Annotated in this window: 23 protein-coding genes and 1 tRNA gene; 18 read left to right on the top strand and 6 right to left on the bottom strand. The window is 69.3% G+C overall.

Translation table 11 applies throughout. The annotated features are described in order from the left end of the window. The first annotated feature begins 11 nt into the window (after positions 1-11). Both odhB and ACFHNC_RS18535 read left to right on the top strand, forming a co-directional pair. Positions 12-1,235 (top strand): 2-oxoglutarate dehydrogenase complex dihydrolipoyllysine-residue succinyltransferase, encoded by a 1,224-nt coding sequence (gene odhB, locus ACFHNC_RS18540; RefSeq protein ID WP_437170723.1) that lies wholly within the window; start codon positions 12-14, stop codon positions 1,233-1,235. 22 nt (positions 1,236-1,257) lie between these two features. Further along, positions 1,258-1,575, top strand: coding sequence for a hypothetical protein (locus ACFHNC_RS18535; protein WP_437170722.1), 318 nt, complete (start codon positions 1,258-1,260; stop codon positions 1,573-1,575). Between the two features lie 24 nt (positions 1,576-1,599). On the opposite strand, the gene ACFHNC_RS18530 is transcribed toward ACFHNC_RS18535, so the two are convergent. Next, positions 1,600-1,773 carry a hypothetical protein gene (locus ACFHNC_RS18530; RefSeq protein ID WP_437170721.1) on the bottom strand — a complete coding sequence of 58 codons (174 nt, stop codon included), beginning with the start codon at positions 1,771-1,773 and terminating at the stop codon, positions 1,600-1,602. 91 nt (positions 1,774-1,864) lie between these two features. Between ACFHNC_RS18530 and lpdA the strand changes: the two genes are divergently transcribed. The 4 genes from lpdA (at position 1,865) to ACFHNC_RS18510 (ending at position 5,507) form a co-directional block, all read left to right on the top strand. Further along, the gene (lpdA, locus tag ACFHNC_RS18525; protein ID WP_437170798.1) at positions 1,865-3,289 is read left to right on the top strand and encodes a dihydrolipoyl dehydrogenase; all 1,425 of its coding nucleotides are present in this window, start codon (positions 1,865-1,867) and stop codon (positions 3,287-3,289) included. A gap of 140 nt (positions 3,290-3,429) precedes the next feature. Continuing rightward, complete coding sequence (locus ACFHNC_RS18520) at positions 3,430-4,572, top strand: DNA adenine methylase (RefSeq protein ID WP_437170797.1); 1,143 nt, start codon at positions 3,430-3,432, stop codon at positions 4,570-4,572. Next, positions 4,569-4,865, top strand: coding sequence for a hypothetical protein (locus ACFHNC_RS18515; RefSeq protein ID WP_437170720.1), 297 nt, complete (start codon positions 4,569-4,571; stop codon positions 4,863-4,865). Before ACFHNC_RS18520 ends, ACFHNC_RS18515 begins: the two co-directional genes overlap by 4 nt. 105 nt (positions 4,866-4,970) lie before the next feature. Continuing rightward, positions 4,971-5,507 (top strand): DUF4142 domain-containing protein, encoded by a 537-nt coding sequence (locus tag ACFHNC_RS18510; RefSeq protein ID WP_437170719.1) that lies wholly within the window; start codon positions 4,971-4,973, stop codon positions 5,505-5,507. On the opposite strand, the gene ACFHNC_RS18505 is transcribed toward ACFHNC_RS18510, so the two are convergent. From ACFHNC_RS18505 to fsa, 3 genes are read right to left on the bottom strand one after another with little or no spacing between them, the layout of a single operon-like run. Further along, positions 5,508-6,440 carry a tyrosine recombinase XerC gene (locus tag ACFHNC_RS18505; RefSeq protein ID WP_437170718.1) on the bottom strand — a complete coding sequence of 311 codons (933 nt, stop codon included), beginning with the start codon at positions 6,438-6,440 and terminating at the stop codon, positions 5,508-5,510. Between the two features lies 1 nt (position 6,441). Beyond that, the gene (locus ACFHNC_RS18500; RefSeq protein WP_437170717.1) at positions 6,442-7,104 is read right to left on the bottom strand and encodes a DUF484 family protein; all 663 of its coding nucleotides are present in this window, start codon (positions 7,102-7,104) and stop codon (positions 6,442-6,444) included. Between the two features lie 41 nt (positions 7,105-7,145). Next, on the bottom strand, positions 7,146-7,802 hold the full coding sequence (fsa, locus tag ACFHNC_RS18495; protein ID WP_437170716.1) for a fructose-6-phosphate aldolase: 657 nt from the start codon (positions 7,800-7,802) through the stop codon (positions 7,146-7,148). A 155-nt stretch (positions 7,803-7,957) separates the two neighbouring features. Between fsa and ACFHNC_RS18490 the strand changes: the two genes are divergently transcribed. Then, positions 7,958-10,126: a primosomal protein N' gene (locus ACFHNC_RS18490; protein WP_437170715.1), complete on the top strand. Its 2,169-nt coding sequence runs from the start codon at positions 7,958-7,960 to the stop codon at positions 10,124-10,126. Here ACFHNC_RS18490 and ACFHNC_RS18485 read toward each other — a convergent pair. Then, the gene (locus ACFHNC_RS18485) at positions 10,123-11,229 is read right to left on the bottom strand and encodes an ABC transporter substrate-binding protein (protein ID WP_437170714.1); all 1,107 of its coding nucleotides are present in this window, start codon (positions 11,227-11,229) and stop codon (positions 10,123-10,125) included. The genes ACFHNC_RS18490 and ACFHNC_RS18485 overlap by 4 nt on opposite strands. A 128-nt stretch (positions 11,230-11,357) precedes the next feature. Between ACFHNC_RS18485 and ACFHNC_RS18480 the strand changes: the two genes are divergently transcribed. The 10 genes from ACFHNC_RS18480 (at position 11,358) to ACFHNC_RS18435 (ending at position 19,196) form a co-directional block, all read left to right on the top strand. Continuing rightward, positions 11,358-11,693 carry a hypothetical protein gene (locus ACFHNC_RS18480; RefSeq protein ID WP_437170713.1) on the top strand — a complete coding sequence of 112 codons (336 nt, stop codon included), beginning with the start codon at positions 11,358-11,360 and terminating at the stop codon, positions 11,691-11,693. Positions 11,694-11,708: 15 nt separating this feature from the next. Beyond that, entirely contained in the window at positions 11,709-12,143 is a 435-nt protein-coding gene (locus ACFHNC_RS18475) for a phage holin family protein (RefSeq protein WP_437170712.1), read from the top strand. A 92-nt stretch (positions 12,144-12,235) separates the two neighbouring features. Then, entirely contained in the window at positions 12,236-13,279 is a 1,044-nt protein-coding gene (locus ACFHNC_RS18470) for an ABC transporter substrate-binding protein (RefSeq protein ID WP_437170711.1), read from the top strand. After that, entirely contained in the window at positions 13,276-14,328 is a 1,053-nt protein-coding gene (locus tag ACFHNC_RS18465) for an ABC transporter ATP-binding protein (RefSeq protein WP_437170710.1), read from the top strand. The genes ACFHNC_RS18470 and ACFHNC_RS18465 overlap by 4 nt, the downstream gene beginning before the upstream one ends. Continuing rightward, a complete protein-coding gene (locus ACFHNC_RS18460; RefSeq protein ID WP_437170709.1) occupies positions 14,325-15,158 on the top strand; it encodes an ABC transporter permease in 834 nt (277 codons plus the stop codon). Before ACFHNC_RS18465 ends, ACFHNC_RS18460 begins: the two co-directional genes overlap by 4 nt. Next, positions 15,155-15,943, top strand: a complete 789-nt coding sequence (locus ACFHNC_RS18455) for an ABC transporter permease (protein ID WP_437170708.1) — start codon at positions 15,155-15,157, stop codon at positions 15,941-15,943. The genes ACFHNC_RS18460 and ACFHNC_RS18455 overlap by 4 nt, the downstream gene beginning before the upstream one ends. Continuing rightward, positions 15,944-16,615 (top strand): RraA family protein, encoded by a 672-nt coding sequence (locus ACFHNC_RS18450; RefSeq protein ID WP_437170707.1) that lies wholly within the window; start codon positions 15,944-15,946, stop codon positions 16,613-16,615. Between the two features lie 33 nt (positions 16,616-16,648). Further along, a tRNA-Ile gene (locus tag ACFHNC_RS18445) sits at positions 16,649-16,721 on the top strand. 257 nt (positions 16,722-16,978) lie between these two features. Continuing rightward, on the top strand, positions 16,979-18,658 hold the full coding sequence (gene ettA, locus ACFHNC_RS18440; RefSeq protein WP_437170706.1) for an energy-dependent translational throttle protein EttA: 1,680 nt from the start codon (positions 16,979-16,981) through the stop codon (positions 18,656-18,658). Beyond that, positions 18,588-19,196, top strand: a complete 609-nt coding sequence (locus ACFHNC_RS18435; protein ID WP_437170796.1) for a GNAT family N-acetyltransferase — start codon at positions 18,588-18,590, stop codon at positions 19,194-19,196. Before ettA ends, ACFHNC_RS18435 begins: the two co-directional genes overlap by 71 nt. A gap of 35 nt (positions 19,197-19,231) precedes the next feature. Here ACFHNC_RS18435 and ACFHNC_RS18430 read toward each other — a convergent pair whose 3' ends face one another. Further along, complete coding sequence (locus tag ACFHNC_RS18430) at positions 19,232-20,437, bottom strand: DUF2382 domain-containing protein (RefSeq protein WP_437170705.1); 1,206 nt, start codon at positions 20,435-20,437, stop codon at positions 19,232-19,234. Between the two features lie 267 nt (positions 20,438-20,704). Here ACFHNC_RS18430 and ACFHNC_RS18425 point away from each other — a divergent pair. Further along, positions 20,705-21,120 (top strand): GNAT family N-acetyltransferase (locus ACFHNC_RS18425; protein ID WP_437170704.1); only part of this gene is annotated, 416 nt, incomplete at its 3' end.

Raw genomic sequence — 21,120 nt, 5'->3', positions numbered from 1 at the left:
AGGCAGGACAGATGACCGATATCGTGGTGCCCCCGCTCGGGGAAAGCGTCTCCTCCGCCACCGTGGCGCGATGGCTGAAGAAGGCCGGCGAAGCGGTGGCGATGGATGAGCCGCTGGTGGAGCTGGAGACCGACAAGGTCACGGTGGAGGTCAATGCCGCCGTTGCCGGCGTGATCGAGAGCATCAGCGCCGACGAGGGCGCGGAGGTCGAGGCCGGTGCCGTGATCGGCGTGATCGCCGAGGGCGCGACCGCCAAGCCCGGCGCCGCCCCCAAGCCGGCCGCCGCCGCGCCGGCCCAGCCGAAGGCCGAGGCGCCGCCGCCGGCGCCCGGCCCGGTGTCACGCCCCGCGCCGAGCACCGACAACGGCCCGGCCGCGACCAAGGCGATGGCCGATGCGGGCGTGACCCAGGCGCAGCTCGGTGCCGGCACGGGCAAGGATGGCCGCGTGACCAAGGGCGATGTGCTCGCCTTCCTCGCCAAGCCCGCCGCAGCGCCAGCCGCAGCACCCGCCGCGAAGGCGCCGCGCGCCCCGGAAGTGGGTGAGGAGCGGGTGAAGATGACCCGGCTGCGCCTGACCATCGCGCGCCGCCTGAAGGAAGCCCAGAACACCGCCGCGATGCTGACCACCTTCAACGAGGTGGATATGGGCGCGGCGATGGCCCTGCGGACCGAGTACAAGGACGCCTTCGAGAAGAAGCACGGCGTGAAGCTCGGCTTCATGTCCTTCTTCGTGAAGGCCTGCGTCGCGGCGCTGAAGGAATTCCCGGCGGTGAACGCCGAGATCGACGGTGACGAGATTGTCTACAAGCACGCCGTTCATATGGGCATCGCCGTCGGCGGCCCCTCCGGCCTGGTGGTGCCCGTGGTGCGGGATGCCGACCAGATGGGTTTTGCCGAGATCGAGAAGGCCATCGGTGGCCTTGGCCGCAAGGCGCGTGACGGGGCGCTGAAGCTGGAAGACCTGACCGGCGGCAGCTTCACCATCACCAATGGCGGCATCTACGGCTCGCTGATGTCCACGCCGATCCTGAACCCGCCGCAATCCGGCATCCTGGGCATGCACAAGATCCAGGAACGCCCGATGGCGGTTGGCGGCAAGGTGGAAATCCGGCCGATGATGTACACCGCGCTGAGCTACGACCACCGCATCGTCGACGGTAAGGAAGCCGTCAGCTTCCTGGTGCGCGTGAAGGAAAGCATCGAGGATCCGCGCCGGCTGATGCTGGACCTCTGAGGCCGGATGGCGAGGATCGGCCATGCTGTTCCTCGCCTTCGGCTTCCTCGCCCTGTGCGCGGCGCTGGAGTATCGCGCCCGCGGTGAACCACTGCTGCGGCCGGACCCGCGCACGGACCGTATCTGGCGTGGCCTTGGCACACTGGCCGGGCTGCTGGCCACCATCGGGCCGCTGGTGGTGATGGTGCGGGTCGACGTGGCGCAGGGCGCCGGCGCCTATCTGCTCGGCGCCGTCTTCGCTTTCGCCGGCGGTTTCACGCCGGAACGCTGGTGGGGCATGACCTCCATGGCGGCCGGGGTGTTTGGACTTGGCCTGCTGGGTGGGGCGCTGCTGCGATAGGCTGCCCACCAACCGGGCGGCCACCTACTGGTCCGCGGGTTCGGCCCCGCTCTGCGGCAGCCAGTCTCGGTACAGCCGGAAGGGGCTGAAGGCGCCAGCTCCTCCAGCCCCGTATTGCGTGCCGGGTCGGCCGAGATGCGCGATGGTCCGCGCCATGCGCCCTCCGTAATCCTGCCGCGTGAGACTTTTCGTGGCCATCGACGGTTCCTTCAGCGCCGCGATCCTGCCCGAAGCCGGCTTGATCGCGCTTGCGATCCTGTGGCGGCTTGCACCCCGGGCGGTGCGGGCTATGGTCCGCCCAGCATTCGCAGGATCATTCTTCATGTCCGAGAGCTTCGACCTCATCGTCATCGGTGCCGGCCCCGGCGGCTATGTCTGCGCCATCCGCGCGGCGCAGCTCGGCATGAAGGTCGCCTGTGTGGAGAAGCGGGCGACGCTGGGCGGCACCTGCCTGAATGTCGGCTGCATCCCCTCCAAGGCGCTGCTGCATTCCTCCGAGCATTACGAGGAAACCAAGCACAAGCTGGCCGATCACGGCGTGATGGTCGAAGGCGTGAAGATCGACCTGGCGCGGATGCAGGCGCGCAAGGGTGAGGTGGTGTCCGCCAACACCAAGGGCATCGAGTTCCTGTTCAAGAAGAACAAGGTGACCTGGCTGCAGGGGGAGGCGACCATCCCCGCGCCGGGCCAGGTGGCGGTCGCCGGCACCACCTACGCCGCAAAGCACATCGTCATCGCCACGGGCAGCGAGAGCATTCCGCTGCCGGGCGTCGAGGTGGATGAGAAGCAGATCGTCACCTCCACCGGCGGGCTGGAGCTGGAGAAGGTGCCAGGCCACCTCGTCGTCATCGGCGGCGGCTATATCGGGCTGGAACTGGGCAGCGTGTGGCGCCGCCTCGGCGCCGAGGTGACGGTCGTGGAATTCCTCGACCGCCTGGTGCCGGGCATGGATACCGAGGTGGGCAAGCTGTTCGAACGGGTGCTGGGCAAGCAGGGCATCAAGACGAAGCTCAAGACCAAGGTCACGGGTGCCACGAAGGACAAGGACGGCGTGACGCTGACGCTGGAGCCGGCGGCGGGTGGTGCGGCGGAGACGCTGAAGGCCGATGTCGTGCTGGTCGCCATCGGCCGCCGCGCCTTCACCGGCGGGCTGGGCCTGAAGGAGATCGGCGTGGCGCTGGATGAGCGTGGCCGCGTGGTGACGGATGCCCACTACGCCACCAACATCCCCGGCCTTTATGCCATCGGCGATGCCATCGTCGGCCCGATGCTGGCGCACAAGGCGGAGGAGGAGGGCGTGGCCATGGCCGAAATCCTCGCCGGCCAGCATGGCCATGTGAACTACAATGCCATTCCGGGCGTGGTCTACACTTGGCCGGAAGTGGCCAGCATCGGTGAGACCGAGGAACAGTTGAAGGCCCGCGGCGCCGAGTACAATGTCGGCAAATTCCCCTTCATGGCGAATGCCCGCGCCCGCGCCATGGGCGACATGGACGGCTTCGTGAAGATCCTGGCGGACAAGGCCACGGACCGCGTGCTGGGCGCGCATATCATCGGCCCGGATGCCGGCACGCTGATCGCCGAGATCGCCATCGCCATGGAATTCGGCGCGAGCTCGGAGGATGTGGCGCGGACCTGCCACGCGCATCCCTCGCTGAATGAATCGGTGAAGGAAGCGGCACTGGCCGTCAGTGGGCGCGCGCTGCATATCTAGGCGCGCGATCGTGCCGCAGGCGCAATGTCGGCGCTACGGGTGCGGCTTCCGCGCGCTTGCCATTCGCGCGGGATGATCGCCTTGGTCGGCGTTCTGGAAGCGCACGATCCGCGCCAACCTTGCAGGGTGGCCGGCCCGCCGTGCCACCGGGCAGCGGTAGCCTGATAAAATATCTGGGGTCGAAGCGGGGTTTGTTGCCGCAGATCCTGCGGGCGGTGGGGGCCGCGGCCGGGGATCGGGCGGTGGTGGCGGATCTGTTTTCCGGCTCCGCCCGTGTCGCCCATGCGCTGAAGGCGGCTGGCTGGCGCGTGCTGGCGAATGATGAGCTGCCCTTCGCCCAGACCCTTGCCTGCGGGCTGGTCCAGGCCGATGCCGAGCATTGGGCCGCGCGGGCCGACAAGGTTCTGGACGACCTGTCGCATCTGCCGCCCGCGCCGGGTTGGTTCACCGCCACCTATGCCGAGACCGCGCGCTACCTGCATCCGGTGAATGCGGCGCGGCTGGAGGCGATGCGGGAGGCGATCGAGCGGCTTGAGCCGGCGCCGGAGCTGCGCGCCATTCTGCTCACCGCGCTGATCCAGGCGGCGGACCGGGTCGATAGCTGCGCCGGCCACCAGATGTCCTTCATGCGGGAACTCGCCCCGCGCGCCCTGAAGCCGCTGGTGTTGCGCCAGCCCGAATTGCTGCCCCGCCCTGCCGCCGGCCCCTGCCTGGCGCTGGCGGAGGATGCCGTTTCGCTCGCCGGCGCCATCGAATGCGATGTCGCCTATCTCGACCCGCCCTATGACCAGCACGCCTACCTGTCGAACTACCATCTTTGGGAAACGCTGGTGCGGTGGGACCGGCCGGAGGTCTATGGAAGGGCGCAGAAGCGCGTGGATTGCCGCACCCGCCGCAGCGCCTTCAATACCCGCGCCGGCATCGGCCCCGCCTTCACCCGCCTGGTCACGAATCTACGCGCACGCACCCTGGTGGTGTCCTTCGGCGCGGAGGGCTTCCTGGCGCGGGCGGAGCTGGAGCGCATGCTGGCCGGGCGCGGCTTCCTGCATGTGCTGGAGGTGCCGCATCGCCGTTACGCCGGCACCCGCCTTGGCATTCACAACGGGCGCGGGGAGAAGGTGGGCACGCCGGGGCCGGAGGGGACGGTAGAGCGGCTGTATGTCGCCAGCGACCGCCGGCTGGACCTGCCGCGGAACCAGGACTACCGCATGGTGCAGGGGGGGCATGTGCCGGGACAGGACCGTTGCAGCGGTGCCGCGGCAGGACCATCTGCGACACCATGATGGAATATCGCCCCTCCCTCCGGCGCAAATGCGCCGGATGGTCGTTGATCGCCCTGGCGCCCATCGGAGGCCTGCTGCCGGTCCTGCCGGGGCTTGTCTTCCTGGTGCTCGGCCTGTTCGTGCTGCGCCACCAATATCATTGGGCGCATAACGCGCTGTCCTGGGCCGATTCACGCTGGCCGGGGGCGGTGGCGAAGGTGGAGGTGATGGAGACGCGCATGGTTCTTCGCGCGGACCGCACCATCCAGGGGCTGCGCGATCGCTCCCGGCGCATTTTCGACCGGGCGGGATAGCCCGTCTGTCACCGCATCGGCGTCAATCCGGCCTGGCCCGGGCAACCCGGCAACCCCGGTGACGTTTGCTGGATACGAGCGACATGTATCCAGGAGACCACCGTGATGAACCGACGCAGCCTTTTCCTTGCCGGCGCCATGCTGCTGCCTGCCCTGCCACTGATGGCGCAGGATCGTCCGACCACGGTGCTGGACCTGCTGAGCGGCACGGGCGTCGGCGCCAATACCTTCGTCGAGCGTTCGATCATCGGCAACAACTTCGCGATCCAGTCCAGCCAGATCCTGCTGGAGCGCAGCACGCATCCGCAGATCCGCCAGTTGGCCGAGGACCTGGTCAGCGCCCACACGGCGAAAGCCGCCGAACTGCTGGCTCTGCCCGAAGCCTCCACCCGCCAGCCCTCCAGCGGCGATGACCGGATGCAGGCCAAGCTGGCCAGCCTGCGGAACCATGAGGGCGACGAGCTGAACCGCTGGTATGTGCAGATGCAGGTCGAGGCGCAGCAGGAACTGGCGACGCTCTACGAATCCTATGCCCAGAATGGCGAAGTGACGGCGCTGAAGACCTTTGCCCAGGCGAAGCTGCCGGCGATCCGCCAGCATCTGCAGCGCGCGCAGGCCCTGCAGGCCCCGCGCGCCGGGTAATCAATCCGCCCTTGGATGCGCGGCGCGCCAGGTCTCCAGCAGCGCCCTGGCATCCACGCTGGTGTAGCGCTGCGTCGTGGACAGGCTGGCATGGCCCAGCAATTCCTGGATCGCCCGCAGATCCGCCCCGCCACCCAGCAGATGGGTGGCGAAGGAATGCCGCAGGGCATGCGGCGTCGCATGTTCCGGCAGCCCGGCGAGGCGGCGCCAGTTGCGGAGCGACCGCTGCGCCACCGCCGGGTCCAGCCGCGCCCCGCGTGCGCCGAGGAACAGCGGCGCATCCGGCCGCGGGTCCGGGTGTTCCGCCAGCCATTCGCCCATCGCGGTGCGCACCGCCGGCAGCACCGGCACCAGTCGCTGCTTGTTGCCCTTGCCGGTCACGCGCAGCGCGCCCGTGGCGCCGGGGCGGGGGGCGTCGGCCACATCCAGCGCCAGCGCCTCCGCAATCCGCAAGCCGCAGCCATACAGCAGCGTGAACAGCGCCACGTCCCGCGCTGCCTGCATCCGGGGGTGCATCGCCCGGTCCGGGTCATGCACCGCGCCGATGCCGGTCACGGCTTCCCGCGCATCGGCCGCCGTCAGGGCGCGCGGCACGGGCCTGGCGGCGCGCGGGCCACGCAGGCCGGCCAGCGCGGTGGTGGGCTGGCCGTGGCGGCGCGCCAGATGCCGCAGGAAGCTGCGCAGCGCGGCGAGGCGCCGGGCGCGGGTGGTGTTGCCATCCCCCTGCGCCGCGCGCTCCGCCAGGAAGGCGCGCAGATCGGTGGGCCGCAGCGCGCCGAGGGCGGCCACATCCGGCTCCTCCCCCAGATGGCGGGTCAGGAAGCCGAGGAACAGGGACAGGTCGGCGGCATAGGCCTCCACCGTATGCGGGCTGGCGCGGCGTTCCTCCGCCAGGGCCGCCAGCCAACCTGCCAGGGCTTCGGCGCCCGTCATTTCAGCGGGAGAGCGCCGCCGCCACGATGCGGCCGAGAAAGGCCAGCGTCGTCGTCGTCTGCCGCGTCGGCAGGGATGCCGCATCGCGCGCGCCAAGCGCCAGCAGGCAGGGCGTGCCGCAGGCCAGAGGCACGCGCACCAACGCGTCCCGCGTCACCAATTCCGCCGCCTCGGCATGCAGCATGGCGGCCTCCGTCACCTCGGTCCGCACCCGGGCATCCCGGCCGCGGCCGACCAGGCGGACCAGGCTGCCGGGCGGCATCGGCAGGAAGCCGGCGCGGCGGAAAGCGAAGGTCGCTTCGGCTTGGCGCCCGGACGCATGTGTGGTGGGTTCGTTCAGCAGGGTGCAGCTTTCCACCCGCAGCAGGGCGGGCAGTTCCTGGGTCACCGTCTCCATCACATCGCGGGACCGCATGAGGGCCAGCACCGCCAGCCGCACGCACATCACCAGCGTGGCGCCGGCGCGGCCGCTGGCGACGGCGGCCTGCACCTCCGCCTCCAGCCCGCGGGTGCGGCTGCGTTCGGCGGCGACCATGGCGGCCATGTGGTCTGCCATGTTTTCGCCATGCACGCGGCGCGGCGGCGCCAGGGTGCGGTAAAGCTCCGGCCGCCTGGTCAGGAAATCGGGGTGGTCGCGCAGATACGCCGCGACCTCCTCGGCCATCGGATCGTCTCCTGGGTCGAGGATGGTCGTGGCGTGCTGGCTCACAGGATGCTTTGCCCCGTTTTGGCCCAATCGGCGAGGAAGGCGGACAGCCCGCTATCGGTCAGCGGGTGCTTCAGCAACTGGCGGATCACCGCCGGCGGCAGGGTCGCCACATGGGCGCCGAGCTTGGCGGATTGCACCAGATGGATCGGGTGGCGGACGGAGGCGACCAGCACTTCCGTCTTGATGCCCGGGTAGTTGCGGTAGATCTGGACGATGTCACCAATCAGCGTCATGCCGTCATGCGCGATGTCGTCCAGCCGGCCGACGAAGGGCGAGATGAAGGCAGCGCCCGCCTTCGCCGCGAGCAGGGCTTGGGCGGCGGAGAAGCAGAGGGTGACATTGACCGGCGTGCCTTCCTGCGACAGCGCCCGGCAGGTCCGCAGCCCGGCTTCCGTCAGCGGCACCTTGACCGCGACATTGCCGGCGATGTCGCGCAGGTACTTGCCCTCCGCCAGCATGCCGGCGAAATCGGTGGCGGTGACCTCCGCGCTGACCGGCCCGTCAGTGATGGCGCAGATCTCGGCGATGACCTCGGACATCTTGCGCCCGGATTTGGCGATCAGGCTGGGATTGGTCGTGACGCCATCAACCAGGCCGGATTCCGCCAGCGCCCGGATCTCGGCGACATCAGCGGTATCCACGAAGAACTTCATGAAGGTCGATTCCCTTGATGCCGGCATTCCGGTCCTGGCCGGGAAAGCTGCGGCGAATGTGACTTTGTTTCGCTTTCGTTCGACTGGGAGTTTATAGCATGCAGGCCCCCCCGTGGAAGGCATCGCAGCCGAACCAACCGGCAAGCGTGTCTTCCATGCCACGAATCCGTGTGCTGCTGCCTCTTCCTTTGGCAGCCGGGGCCTATGATTACCGGATTCCGGCCGGGCTGGCGGTGCAGCCGGGTGATTTCGTGGTGGTGCCGCTGGGCGGGCGGCAGGTGTTGGGCGTGGCCTGGGATGGCGCGGCCGACCCCGACCTGCCGGAGGCGAAGCTGCGCGATGTCGCCGGGCTGCTCGATGCGCCGCCGATGACGGAAACGCTGCGCCGCTTCGTCACCTGGGTCGCCGCCTACACGCTCAGCCCCCCCGGCGCCGTGCTGCGCATGGCGATGAGCGCACCGGCGGCGCTGGAACCGCCACCCGCTCGCGCCGGCTGGCAATTGGCCAATGCGGAGCCCCCCGCGCGCGTCACCCCCGGCCGTGCCCGCGTGCTGGCCGCCTTGCGGCCGGGTCAAGTGATGGCCGGGTCGGAACTGGCCGCCGCCGCCGGGGTCTCGCCCGCCGTGGTGCGGGGGCTGGCCGATGCCGGGCTGCTGGTGCCCGCCCTGTTGCCGCCGGGCCGCGCCTTCACCCCGCCGGACCTCGCCTTGCCCGGCCCGGTGCTTGGGCCGGAGCAGGACAGCGCGGCGGCGGCGCTGCGGGCGCAGGTCGCGGCGCGGGATTTCGGCGTGACGCTGCTGACCGGCGTCACCGGCTCCGGCAAGACCGAAGTCTATCTGGACGCGGTGGCCGAATGCCTGCGGGAAGGTCGGCAGGCTCTGGTATTGCTGCCGGAGATCGCGCTGTCCGCCCAATGGCTGGAGCGGTTCCGGAAGCGCTTCGGCGTGGACCCCGCGCTGTGGCATTCCGAGCTCGGCACCAGGACCCGCGCCAAGACCTGGCGCGCGGTGGCGGAGGGGGAGGTTTCCGTCCTTGTCGGCGCCCGTTCCGCCCTGTTCCTGCCCTTCCCCGATCTCGGCCTGATCGTGGTGGATGAAGAGCATGAGACCGCCTTCAAGCAGGAGGAGGGCGTGGTCTATCATGCCCGCGACATGGCGGTGGTCCGTGCCCGGCTGGCGCAGGCGACCTGCGTGCTGGTCTCCGCCACGCCCTCGCTGGAGACGCTGAACAACGTGGAATCCGGCCGCTACCGGCACCTCGACCTGCCGGAGCGGCATGGCGCGGCGGGCATGGCGAGGGTGGAGGCGCTGGATTTGCGGAAATCGCCACCTGAACGCGGCCGCTTCCTGTCGCCGGTCCTGGTGGAGGCCATTCGCGAAACTTTGGCGCGCGGCGAACAGGCGATGCTGTTCCTCAACCGCCGCGGCTATGCGCCGCTCACGCTATGCCGCGCCTGCGGCCATCGGATGCGCTGCCCGAACTGCACCGCCTGGCTGGTGGAACACCGCGCCCAGAAGCGCCTGCAATGCCACCATTGCGGCCATGCCGAGCCAATCCCGCCCACCTGCCCCGAATGCAACGCGCCCGGCACGCTGACCCCCGTGGGGCCAGGGGTGGAACGGGTGGTGGAGGAAGCCACCGCGCTGTTCCCCGATGCCCGCCGCATCGTCATGGCCAGCGATACCATCCCCGGCCCGGCGGCGGCCGCGGCGGCGGCGGCGGCGATCTCGGACCGGCAGGTGGATCTGATCATCGGCACGCAGATCGTCGCCAAGGGCTGGCATTTTCCGGGCCTGACGCTGGTGGGCGTGGTCGATGCGGATCTCGGCCTGGCCGGTGGCGATCTGCGGGCGGCGGAGCGCACGCTGCAATTGCTGCACCAGGTCGCCGGCCGCGCCGGGCGGGCGGAGGCGCCGGGGCGGGTGCTGATGCAGACCTTCAACCCAGACCACCCGGTGATGCAGGCCCTGGTCTCCCATGATTTCGAGGCCTTCATGAGCGCCGAGGCCGAAGGGCGCCGCCCCGGCCACTGGCCGCCCTTCGGCCGGCTGGCAGCCTTGATCGTCAGCTCGGAGGATGAGCGGGAGGCCGATCGCGCCGCCCGCGACCTCGGCCTGGCGGCACCGAGGGGGGAGGGGGTGGAGGTGCTCGGCCCGGCCCCCGCCCCGCTGGCCCTGCTGCGCGGCCGGCACCGGCGTCGGCTGCTGCTGAAGGCGCGGAAGGATGTGCAGGTGCAGCCGCTGCTGCGGGACTGGCTGGAACGGGTGAGGCTGCCGAACTCCGTCCGGGTGCAGGTGGATGTGGACCCGGTGGGGTTTCTTTAGGCGCGCAGCCAGGCGCGGAAGCGCCGGGTCAGCGCATCCAGATTGCGCTGCCAGAACGCCTCGTCCAGCCGCAGCGCCGCCGCGGCCTGGGCGGGCGCGGTGGGCAGTTGTGCCAGCACCGGCGCCGTCAGCAGCGCCGCGGCGCCGGCGGCCGTGACGCCATAGGGGATGATGCGCGCCAGCCGCGCCTGCGCCTCCGCCCGCCCGGCAAAGTTGAGAAAATCCAGCGCCTGCGCCTTGTTCGGGCTGCCGCGCATGATCACCCAGCTTCCCATGCCGGCCAGGTTCTGCTGCCAGATGATGCCGAAATCCCGCCCGTCGCGCAGATTGGCCGCGCTGATCCGGCCATTATAGGCGCAGGCCAGCGCGACCTCCCCATTCGCCAGCCACAGCGGCGGTTGCGATCCGCGGTCCCACCAGGCGATCTCGGCGCGGATGCTGTCCAGCTTGCGGAAGGCCCGGTCCTGGCCGCGCGGGGTCGCGAGGCGGGCATAGACCTCCGCCACCGGCACGCCATCCGCCATCAGGGCGATTTCCAGCGTGGTCTTGGGGCCGCGCCGCAAGGCTCGCTTTCCGGGAAAGCGCGCCAGATCGAACAGATCGGCCCAACCCGTCGGCGCCACGGGGTGCCGCGCGCGGTCCCAGGCCAGGACGAAGGCATAATGGGCGGCGCCAACGCCGCAGGAATGCACCGCCTCCGGCAGGTAGGCGTCGCGGCCGCCGATGGCGTCCCAGTCCATCGGCTCGAACAATTCCTCGCGGCAGCCGATCAGCAGCTGGTCGCCTTCGACCTGCACCAGGTCCCAATTGGTGCCGCCGTCGCGCATGCGGGTGCGCAGCACATCCATGCCGCCATCCCAGTTCTCCTCCAGCATCCGCGCGCCGCGCGCGGTCATCCAGGGGCGGAACAACACGTCCCGCTGCGCGTCCTGATAGGCACCGCCCCAGGACACGACGGTGAGGTCGCGCAGACCCTGGGCCTGACCGGGCCGGGCTGCGGTCAGCGGCGAAAGGCCGAGTGCCGCCGCCAGTGGCGAAACGCCCGTTGCCGCCAGCCAGTCCCGCCGCCCGCGCATCGCCCGCCCCTTTGTCGTCCACCGCATTGTTAGCCCGTGCCGGGAGCACGGCGGAAGTGGCATACCGCATTGCGGTGAAGACATGCGGGGCGGTAGGAACCAAATCGGATACGGTGCGTTCGTCAGCCACCAATGGTCCCGAAAGGAAAATGAACATGTCTCAGCTCGGCAACGACATGAAGAACATCCGCGACGAAGCTTCGGCCGCCGGTGGCCGCCTGGCCGACGATGCGCGCGACGAGCTGGCCCGCCTGCGGAACCAGGTTGAGCGCCTGATGGAAGAGCGCGTGACGCCGGCGCTCGGCCACGCCGCGGAGACGGTGGAAGACTACACCCGCCGCGCCCGCCACAGCATCGAGGACAACGCCACCGCCCTGTCCGACACCGTGCGCGCCCAGCCGCTGCTGTTCGTCGCCGCCGCCGCCTTCAGCGGCTATGTCATCGGCCGGCTGATGGGCAACCGCACCTACGTCTACCCGGACCGCAAGTAAGCGGCGGGCAGGACCATGCGCCTGCTGAGCCTGGCCCGTGCCGCCTGGCAGGCGGAAGGGCTGTACCTGCGCCGCAGCGGCCGAGGCTACGCCATCCAGGCGGGCTTCGGCGCCGTGGCGGCGATCTTCGCGCTGCTGATGCTGGTGATGCTGCACATCGCGGGCTTTGCAGCACTGGTGCCTTCGCAGGGGCCGGTCTGGTCGGCGCTGATCATCGCCTTCGCCGATCTGGTGCTGGCGGCCATACTCGGCCTGCTCGCCCGCAAGCCGCCGCGCGACACCGTGGCGGAGGAAGCCCTGGCGCTGCGCCAGGCGGCGTTGCGGCAAATGGGTGATACCGCCACGCAGGCGATGATCCTGGCGCCGCTGCTGCGGAGCCAGACACTAAAGAAAGGCGCCATTGGCGCGGCGATCACCGCGGCGATCGTGGGCTTCATGAACCGCCGCTGAGTGCCCCGGGGCTGAGCATCCGCAACATGGGTGCTTGGCAAGCGGGGCGATGCCTTGCCATGCTGCGGTCCTCACGGATCGGGGACCGCACCATGCGCCGCATCTTGCTTGCCACTGTCGCCGCTTTTGGCCTCGCCGCTCCGGCACTTGCCCAGGGTGGCGGGCAGATTACGCTGCAGGCCTATGCCGGCATCTTCCGGGACAACTACACGCAGACGGTGGTGGCGCCCTTCACCGCGGCGCGTGGCACCGCCGTGCAGTACCATGATGGCGGCACAAGTGCGGCGATGCTCGGCACGCTGCGCGCCCAGCGCGCCGATCCGCAGATCGACGTGGTCATCATGGATGTCACCACCGCCGCCATCGCCTGCGCCGAGGGGCTGGTGGAGAAGATCGATGCCAGCACATTGCCGGTAATCGGCGATGTGGACGAACAGGGCCGCCAGGCCGGCGGCGAATGCGGCCCGGCCGTGACCTACGACCATCTGGTGATGGTCTATGACAGCCGCGCGGTGACGCCGGCGCCGACCAGCCTGTCCGCCATGTGGGCGCCGGAACACCGCGGCCGCATCGCGCTGTCCGCGCCGCCCAACATCCAGGGCCTGGCGCTGACCGCGATCCTGGCGCATGCCGATGGCGGCAACTGGCGCAACATCGGCGCGGCCATGCCGAAGCTGCGGGAACTCGCACCCGCCGTGCAGACCTTCACGCCGAATCCGGATGGCTACACGCTGATCCTGAACGACCAGGTGCGCTTCGCCACCGGCTGGAATGCGCGGGCGCAGCTGTACAGCGACCAGTCGCAGGGCCGCATCGGCGTGACGCTGCCGACGGAGGGCACGGTGTTCCAGATCAACACCATCAACCTGGTGGCCAATTCAAAGAACCGCGCCCAGGCGCTGGCCTTCATCGCGCATGCCCTGTCACCGGAAGCGCAGGTGGCCTTCACCGAGCGCATGTTCTACGGCCCGACCAACACCCGCGCGCAGCCCTCCGCCGCCGCGCTGGCCCGTACCGCGCTGGCACCGGAATCCCGCAGCCGGGTGATCCCGCTCGACTGGTCGGAAATGGTGCGCCTGCGCGATGGCTGGAACCAGCGCTGGCGGCGTGAGGTGATTGCCGCCAGCAGCCGGTGACGCATCTTCGGCTGGAGCGCCTGACACGGCGCTTTCCCGGTACCGCCACGCCGGCGGTGGACGGTATCTCGCTGGATCTGCCGCAGGGCGCATTGCTCGCCCTGCTCGGCCCCTCCGGCTGCGGCAAGACCACCACCTTGCGGATGATTGCCGGGCTGGAAGCGCCGGATGGCGGGCACATCCAGGTGGCGGGGCGGGACGTGACCGCGCTGCCGCCGCACAAGCGCAACATGGGCGTGGTGTTCCAATCCTACGCGCTGTTCCCGCATCTTTCGGCCGCGGGCAACGTGGCTTTCGGGCTGGAGATGCGCGGCGTGGCGCGGGCCGATCGGGCGAAGCGCGTCGCTGATGCGCTGGCGCTGGTGGGGCTGGAGGGCTTCGCCGCGCGCAAGCCGCGGCAACTCTCGGGTGGCCAGCAGCAGCGCGTGGCGCTGGCGCGTGCCCTGGCGCCACAGCCGGACCTGCTGCTGCTGGACGAGCCGCTCTCGGCACTCGATGCGAAGCTGCGCGAGGAGGTGCGGGATGAAATCCGCGCCGTGCAGCAGCGCCTCGGCACCACCACCGTCTTCGTCACGCATGACCAGACGGAGGCGCTGGCGATGGCCGACCTGGTCGCCGTGATGAACCAGGGCCGCATCGAGCAACTGGCGGCGCCGGAGGAGGTGTTCGAACGCCCCGCCACCCGGTTCGTCGCCACCTTCGTCGGCCGCGCCGCCATCCTGGCCGCCGAAGTAGTGGCGCCCGGGTTGTTGCGGGCGGGCGGCGCGACGCTGCAGGCGGCGGAGACACCGCAATCCGGCCGCGCCGAGATCTTCATCCGGCCGCATCATCTGCGGCCACTGGCCGAGGGCGAGGATTCCGCCAATGTGCTGCCGGCGCGCGTCACCCGCCGCACCTATACGGGCGACATCATCACGCTGGAATGCAGCAGCGCCGCCGGCACGCTGCTGGCGGAAGTGCCCGGTGGCACGCCGGCCGCTTCGCTGCGCGTGGGGGATGCGCTGCGGCTTGGTGTGGAGCCCGGCGACCTGCGGGTGTTCCCGGCGTGATCGGCCTGCTGCTGTGCCTGCCGGCGGCACTGATCCTGGCGGCGGGCTTCGTCTGGCCGGTGCTGCTGCTCGGCCGCATCAGCTTCAACCGCACCAATGACATGGGCGCGATGGAGCAGGCCTGGACGCTGGACACCTACGCCAAGATCGTCACCGACGACTTCACCTGGGACCTGGCGCTGAACACCATCACCCTGTCCGCCGGCGCGGCCGCGGCGGCGGTGGCGCTGGCCCTGCCGGTGACGCTGCTGATCCGCAGCGCGGCACCGCGCTGGCGCGGTGTGCTGGCGCTGATGGCGGTGGCGCCGCTGCTGGTCTCCGGCACCGCGCGTGTGGTGGGCTGGATGGCGATATTGGGCGACCAGGGGATGATCAACGCGGTGCTGACCGGGCTTGGCATCACCAGCGATCCGGTGCGGCTGATCAACAACCTCACCGGCGTGCGGATCGGCCTGACCGAGAGCCTGATGCCCTATTGCTGCCTGGTGCTGATCGCCGGCATGTCGCGCCTCGATTCCCGGCTGGAGGAAGCGGCTGCGACGCTAGGCGCCACGCGCAGCCGCACCTTCCTGCGGGTGACGCTGCCACTCGCCGCGCCGGCGCTGGCGGCGGCCTTCGCACTGGCCTTCGTGCTCGGCGTTTCCGCCTTCATCACGCCGCGGCTGATGGGCGGCGGGCGCGTCTTCGTGGTGGCGACCGAGATCTTCGACCTGGCGCTGGAGACGGTGGATTGGCCGGCCGCGGCGGCGCTGGCGATGCTGCTGCTGGGCACGCTGATCACGGCGATGGTGCTGCGCGGCGTGCTCTCGGGGCGCGGGGCGGCGCGATGAAGCCTGGCTGGTTCCTTCGCTTCGCCGCCATCTGCGGCTATGCGCTGCTGCTGGCGCCGGCGGTGCTGGTCTTCGTGATTTCCTTCTCGGCGGGGGATTTTCTCAACTTTCCGCCGCCGGGATTCTCGCTGCGCTGGTATGCGGCGCTGATCGACAATGGGCAGTTGATGACGGCGCTGCGCAATTCGGCGCTGCTGGCGCTGGCGGTGGCCGTGATTGCTTTGGTGGTGGGTATGCCGGCGGCCTATGCGATCGCGCGGCTGGAATTCCCCGGGCGCGGCGCGCTCGCGGGCTTCCTGGTGGCGCCGCTGCTGCTGCCGACGCTGGTGCTGGGCCTGGCGCTGCTGCTGGCCCTGCAGCCGGCGCGGCTGGCAGCCACCTGGCCGGGGCTGATGCTGGCGCATGCCATGGTCGCCGTGCCCTTTGCCGTGCGCATCATGACCACCGCCTTCGGCGGCGTGCCGAAGGATCTGGAGGAAGCCGCCTGGACACTTGGCGCCACGCGCTTCCAGGCAGCGCTGCGGGTGACGCTGCCGCTGGCCGCGCCGGGCGCCATCGCGGCGGGGGCGCTGTGCTTCCTGGTTTCGTTCGATGAGACCGTGATCAGCCTGTTCCTGGTGGGGCCGCGCCTGTCCACCCTGCCGGTCGAGATGTTTCGCTATGCCGAAAGCCGCACGGACCCGCTGGTGGCCGCACTCGCCATGACGCTGATCGGCGTGGCGCTTGCGGTTGTGCTGCTGGTGGAGCGGCTGGTCGGCTTTTCCCGTGCCGTTGGAAGGAATTGAATGATGATCGCTCGCTATGTCGTCGAACCCATGCCCGGCCAGATCAGCGCGGAGGTGGTGGCGCTGCTGGAGCAGACCGAAACCGCAACGGTGGGCCATTGGCGCCATTGGGGTTTCGTGGACCGGAAAATCCAGGGCCTGCTGCGCCGCCGCGTGGCCGGCACGGCGGTGACGGTGCAATGCCCGGGGCCAGATTCGGCCATCCTGCACCATGCGCTCGGCCTGCTGCGGCCCGGTGACATCCTGCTGGTGGACCGGCTGGGCGATGACCGCCACGCCTGCTGGGGAGGCGGCGTGACCGTGGCGGCCAAGGCGGCCGGCGCCAAGGCAGGCATCGTCGATGGCGCCTGCACGGATGTGGAGGAGGTGGAGGGAAGTGATTTCCCGCTTTGGTGCCGCGGCCTCGCGCCGATCACCACGCGTATCTACGACCTCGGCGGGCGGATGAATGTGCCGGTTTCCATCGGCGGCGTGGTGGTGATGCCCGGCGATGCGGTGCTGGCTGACGAATCGGGCGTGCTGATCCTGCCACCGGGTGAGGCGGAGGAAGAAGCCCGTACCGCGATCGCCCGGCAGGAGCGTGGCCTGGCGACGCAGGGGCGGGTGGCGGCGGGCGCCAAGCTGGGTGAGATCAGCGGGGCGACGGCCAAGGTGCTCGCCGGGCTTGCGTGAAGCCGCGGCGCTTGCCATGCAGGCGCGGGCTATGGGCCTGTAGCTCAATGGTTAGAGCGGGCCGCTCATAACGGCTTGGTTGGGGGTTCGAGTCCCTCCGGGCCCATTTCCGCCGAATTGGCCGCAAGGCGGCCAATCGCGCGGCGCTGCCGCGCGAGGCGGAAATCCGCCGGAGGCATGAGGCACCGCGCGCAGCGCGGATCAATCTGCTCCGCCCCCAATTCCCGAAAATAGATGAGGGGTCCGGGGAGAATACCTTCTCCCCGGCCTTGCCTTGCCCCTCCCAAACCCGCCGCGGTTGGCATCCGCCCCCCCGGCGCGGTAGAACCCGCCGCTTCATCCTCTGCGCCGGAATTCGAGCACATGCCCGCCTGGCAATATGTCTACGTCATGAAAGACCTCACCAAGTCCTATCCGGGCGGGCGAGAGGTCTTCAAGGGCATCACCCTGTCCTTCCTGCCCGATGTGAAGATCGGCGTGCTCGGCCCGAACGGCGCCGGCAAATCCACGCTGATGAAGATCATGGCCGGCCAGGACAAGGAATTCGGCGGCGAGGCCTGGGCCGCCGAGGGCGCCCGCGTCGGCTACCTGCCGCAGGAGCCGCATCTCGATGAGACCAAGACGGTCGGCGAGAATGTCATGGAGGCGTTTGCCGAGCTCACCGGCCAGCTCCGCCGCTTCAACGAAATCTCCGACAAATTCGCCGAGGAGATGACGGAGGAGCAGATGAACGACCTGCTCGCCGAGCAGGCCGATCTGCAGGAAAAGATCGAGGCCGCCGAGGGCTGGGAGCTGGATCGCCGCATCGAGATCGCGCTCGATGCGCTGCGCTGCCCGCCCTTCGAAAGCCCGGTGGCCCATCTTTCGGGCGGTGAGAAGCGCCGCGTGGCGCTGTGCAAGCTGCTGCTGGAAAAGCCCGACCTGCTGCTGCTGGACGAGCCGACCAACCACCTGGACGCGGAATCCGTGGCCTGGCTGGAGCAGACGCTGAAGGACTACAAGGGCGCCGTCCTGATCGTCACCCACGACCGCTACTTCCTGGACAACGTCACCAACTGGATCCTGGAAGTCGATCGCGGCCGGGGCTTCCCCTACCAGGGCAACTACTCGGCCTATCTGGACCAGAAGCGGAAGCGCCTGCAGCAGGAGGAGCGCGAGGAAAGCGCCCGGCAGCGGCAGCTCGCCAAGGAACAGGAATGGATGGGCCGCAGCCCCGCGGCGCGCCAGGCCAAGTCCAAGGCGCGTATCGCATCTTACGAGGAAATGCTGGCGAAGAGCCTGGATCGGGCGAGCGGCGATACCGAAATCGTCATCCCGCCCGCGCCACGCCTCGGCAATATCGTCATCCAGGCGCAGGATCTGCGGAAGGGCTACGGCAACCGCCTGCTGATCGAGGATCTGAACTTCAAGCTGCCGCCGGGTGGCATCGTCGGCATCATCGGCCCGAACGGCGCCGGCAAGTCCACGCTGTTCAAGATGATCACCGGCGTCGAGACGCCGGATGGCGGCAGCCTGGTGGTCGGCGACACGGTGAAGCTGGGCTATGTCGACCAGTCCCGCGACAGCCTGGATGACACGCGCACCGTCTGGCAGGAAATCTCCGACGGGATGGACCAGATCACCATCGGCAAGCGGACCATTCCGTCCCGCGCCTATGTCGCCGCCTTCAACTTCAAGGGCGCCGACCAGCAGAAGCGGGTGGGGGTGCTCTCGGGCGGTGAGCGGAACCGGGTGCATCTCGCGAAGATGCTGAAGCGGGAGCACAACGTGCTGCTGCTGGACGAGCCGACCAACGACCTCGACATCGACACGCTGCGCGCGCTGGAAGATGCGCTGGAGGAATTCGCCGGCTGCGCCGTGGTGATCAGCCACGATCGCTGGTTCCTCGACCGCCTGGCGACCCACATCCTGGCCTTCGAGGGCGACAGCCACGTGGAGTGGTTCGAGGGGAACTTCGAAGCCTACGAAGCGGATAAGCGACGTCGACTCGGCGCCGCGGCGGATCAGCCGCACCGCATCAAATACCGCCCGCTGGCCCGGTAGGGAGCTGGTCGTCTCTCGTCTGGCGGAAGGCAATGGCGTCACCACGCCACGCCTTTCGCTGCGCCCGGTCGCGCCGGAAAACCTGCCGGACCTCATCGCCCTGAAGGGTGACGATGCCGCCTTTGGCCTGATGCTGCATGGCACCCGCACCCCGGAACGGGCGCGGGAGGAGCTGGAGGATGACCGGGAGTTTTGGCTGGTCCGCGGCTATGGCACCTGGGCGGTGTATGAGCGCGAAACCGGGGTGTTTCTCGGTATCACCGGCCTGATGGAACGGCCCGATGGCCGCGGTGTCGCGCTGCGGTACGCGCTGTGGCCGGCCTGCCGCGGCAAGGGCTATGCGCGGGAGGCGGCACGGGCCGCGCTCGCCTTCGGCTTCCGGCGCGGCCTGTCCCGCATCATCGCGGTCGCCTGGGAAGGCAATACGGCCTCGCGCCTCGTGCTGGCCGATATCGGCATGCGGGAATGCGACAGTTTTGCCTATCGCGGTCGCCACATGCTGGTGTTCGAGGCGCTGGCGCCGAACGGAGCGGAATAGTCAGGGCGCACGCCTGGGCGCCGCCCCGACGCGCATCAGTCTTCGCTTGGAACCGCGCGAAGGTGCTGGCTGCCGCGCTTGCGGCTGGGCTGCTGGATCTCCACCTCGTCGTGCCGAAGCGTCTCCTTGACCGTCTCGACGCGCTGGGTGCGCTCCGTCCGCACCACGATCTCTTCCCGCAGGCGAAGGCGCTTCTCGACCGTCGGAAGCTCCTCCGTCTCGACGATTTCGACGGTCAACTCGGTCAACGTCTCGCCCGTGACCGCGTCGCTCACCGGCCGACGGCGCTCGACCACGACCCGCTCGCTCTGCAGCGTGACCTGGCGCTCGACGGGGGTTTCGACCACGAAACGGCGAATGCGTACCGTGCCGCGGTTCTCGGTACGCTTCCCCACTTCGAGAACTTCCTCGCCCAGCGGGATCACCTCCTCGGTGCCGGACACGCCGCGTGGCTTCACGGGGCTGTTCCGCTCCGCGCCCTGCATGGCGCCAAGCCAAGGGAACATGAACATGTTGGTCAGGGCCAGCGCCGAGGGCTGCTTGCGCCCGGCATCGGCGCCCAATGCGGCAGTGGTCTGGCGGGCGACCTGATCGACGGCCTTTGCCGCCGCCGCAACCGGCTTCAGCGCCGCGTCCGCAATCTGGCGTGACTTCGCCTGCACGCGCTGCTCGGCGGCAGCCTGGTCACGTTCGGCCTTCGCAGCTTCCTGCTCGCGCAGTTCGGCCTGGCGGGCAAGGAGCTCGGCCTGCTCGCGCTCCTGCCGGGCCTTGGCCCGACGCTCTTCGGCCTCGTCCTGCTTCGCCTGCTCGGCCTCGGCGATGCCAGCCTCCATCTTTTCCGTGACGCCCTGGACCTGCTCCTCGCTCAGCGCGCGCTGCACGGCCGGGAGAAGCTCCTTCCGATCGTCACGCGCATGCTGGCGGAACAGCTTCTGCAGGTCCGAGAGACGCTCCGCGAAGGCCGGATCGTTCTTCGCCGTGGCGTCGAGCTCTGCCACTTTGGCGCGCAACTCCTTGTTGTCGCGGATGGCTTCGGCGACCAGCTCCTTGGTCTCAGGGTTTCGCCGCAGGACCGGGAAGAGGTGCTGTTCCTCCAGGCTGGTGTGGAATTCCAGCTCCGCCTTGAGCTCCGCAAAGAGCTTCTCCCGGGTCTTCACAGCGCCATCCGATGTTTCGGACAGCTTGGCGAACAGGTCGTTGGCTTTGGCTGGGCCGGCCTGCATCAGGCTTCGGAGGGTCATGGGGCATGTCCTTGTCGTCGATTATGGTTGGGGCGTTGAACTGAAAGAATCCGTTTCACAAATAAATGGATTCATAAATTGATTTAATATTTGCTCAGTTGATTGCCTGTACATGGCAGTCAACGCGGCGTCCCTGTTTTGGTTGCGCCGCAACATAACAATCGGATTGGGCTATTATGTGCAGGCGATCTCGAACTAATGCAGACCGTTTGGCTCGGGCGCGGCATAGTGGGACGTGGGGCCTCCGTGGACAGCTGAGGTTTGCGAATGCCAGCTCGTCTCGCCCGTGCCTCGGACATTTCGTCGCTGCCTGAGATGTTCGCGGCCTCGGACGTCAGCGCCGCCGTGCAGACGCCGGAGCGAGCGGAGGCCATCCGGCAGGACACCCTGCAGCATCCCGGGGTCCAGGTCTTCGTGTCAGGCAGGAGCGACCGGATTGCCGCGACCTGCATGCTGGTGACGGCTCCAAGCCTGTTGCGCGCCGGTCGATGCAACGTTTTGGAGAACGTCGTTACGCATCCAGCATTCCAGGGCCAGGGCCATGGCAGAGCCGTAGTGACCGCCGCCCTCGACCGGGCATGGACGCGCGGATGCTGCCATGTGCTGATGCAGAGCGGCCGGAAGGACCCTTGGGTCCACGCTTTCTACCAAGGACTGGGGTTCAGGCCGGGACTGCGGACTGC

Origin of the sequence: Falsiroseomonas sp. E2-1-a4 (assembly GCF_051433165.1) — a bacterium.
Classification (GTDB): domain Bacteria; phylum Pseudomonadota; class Alphaproteobacteria; order Acetobacterales; family Acetobacteraceae; genus Falsiroseomonas.
This window is presented reverse-complemented; position numbering and strand designations above follow the sequence as displayed.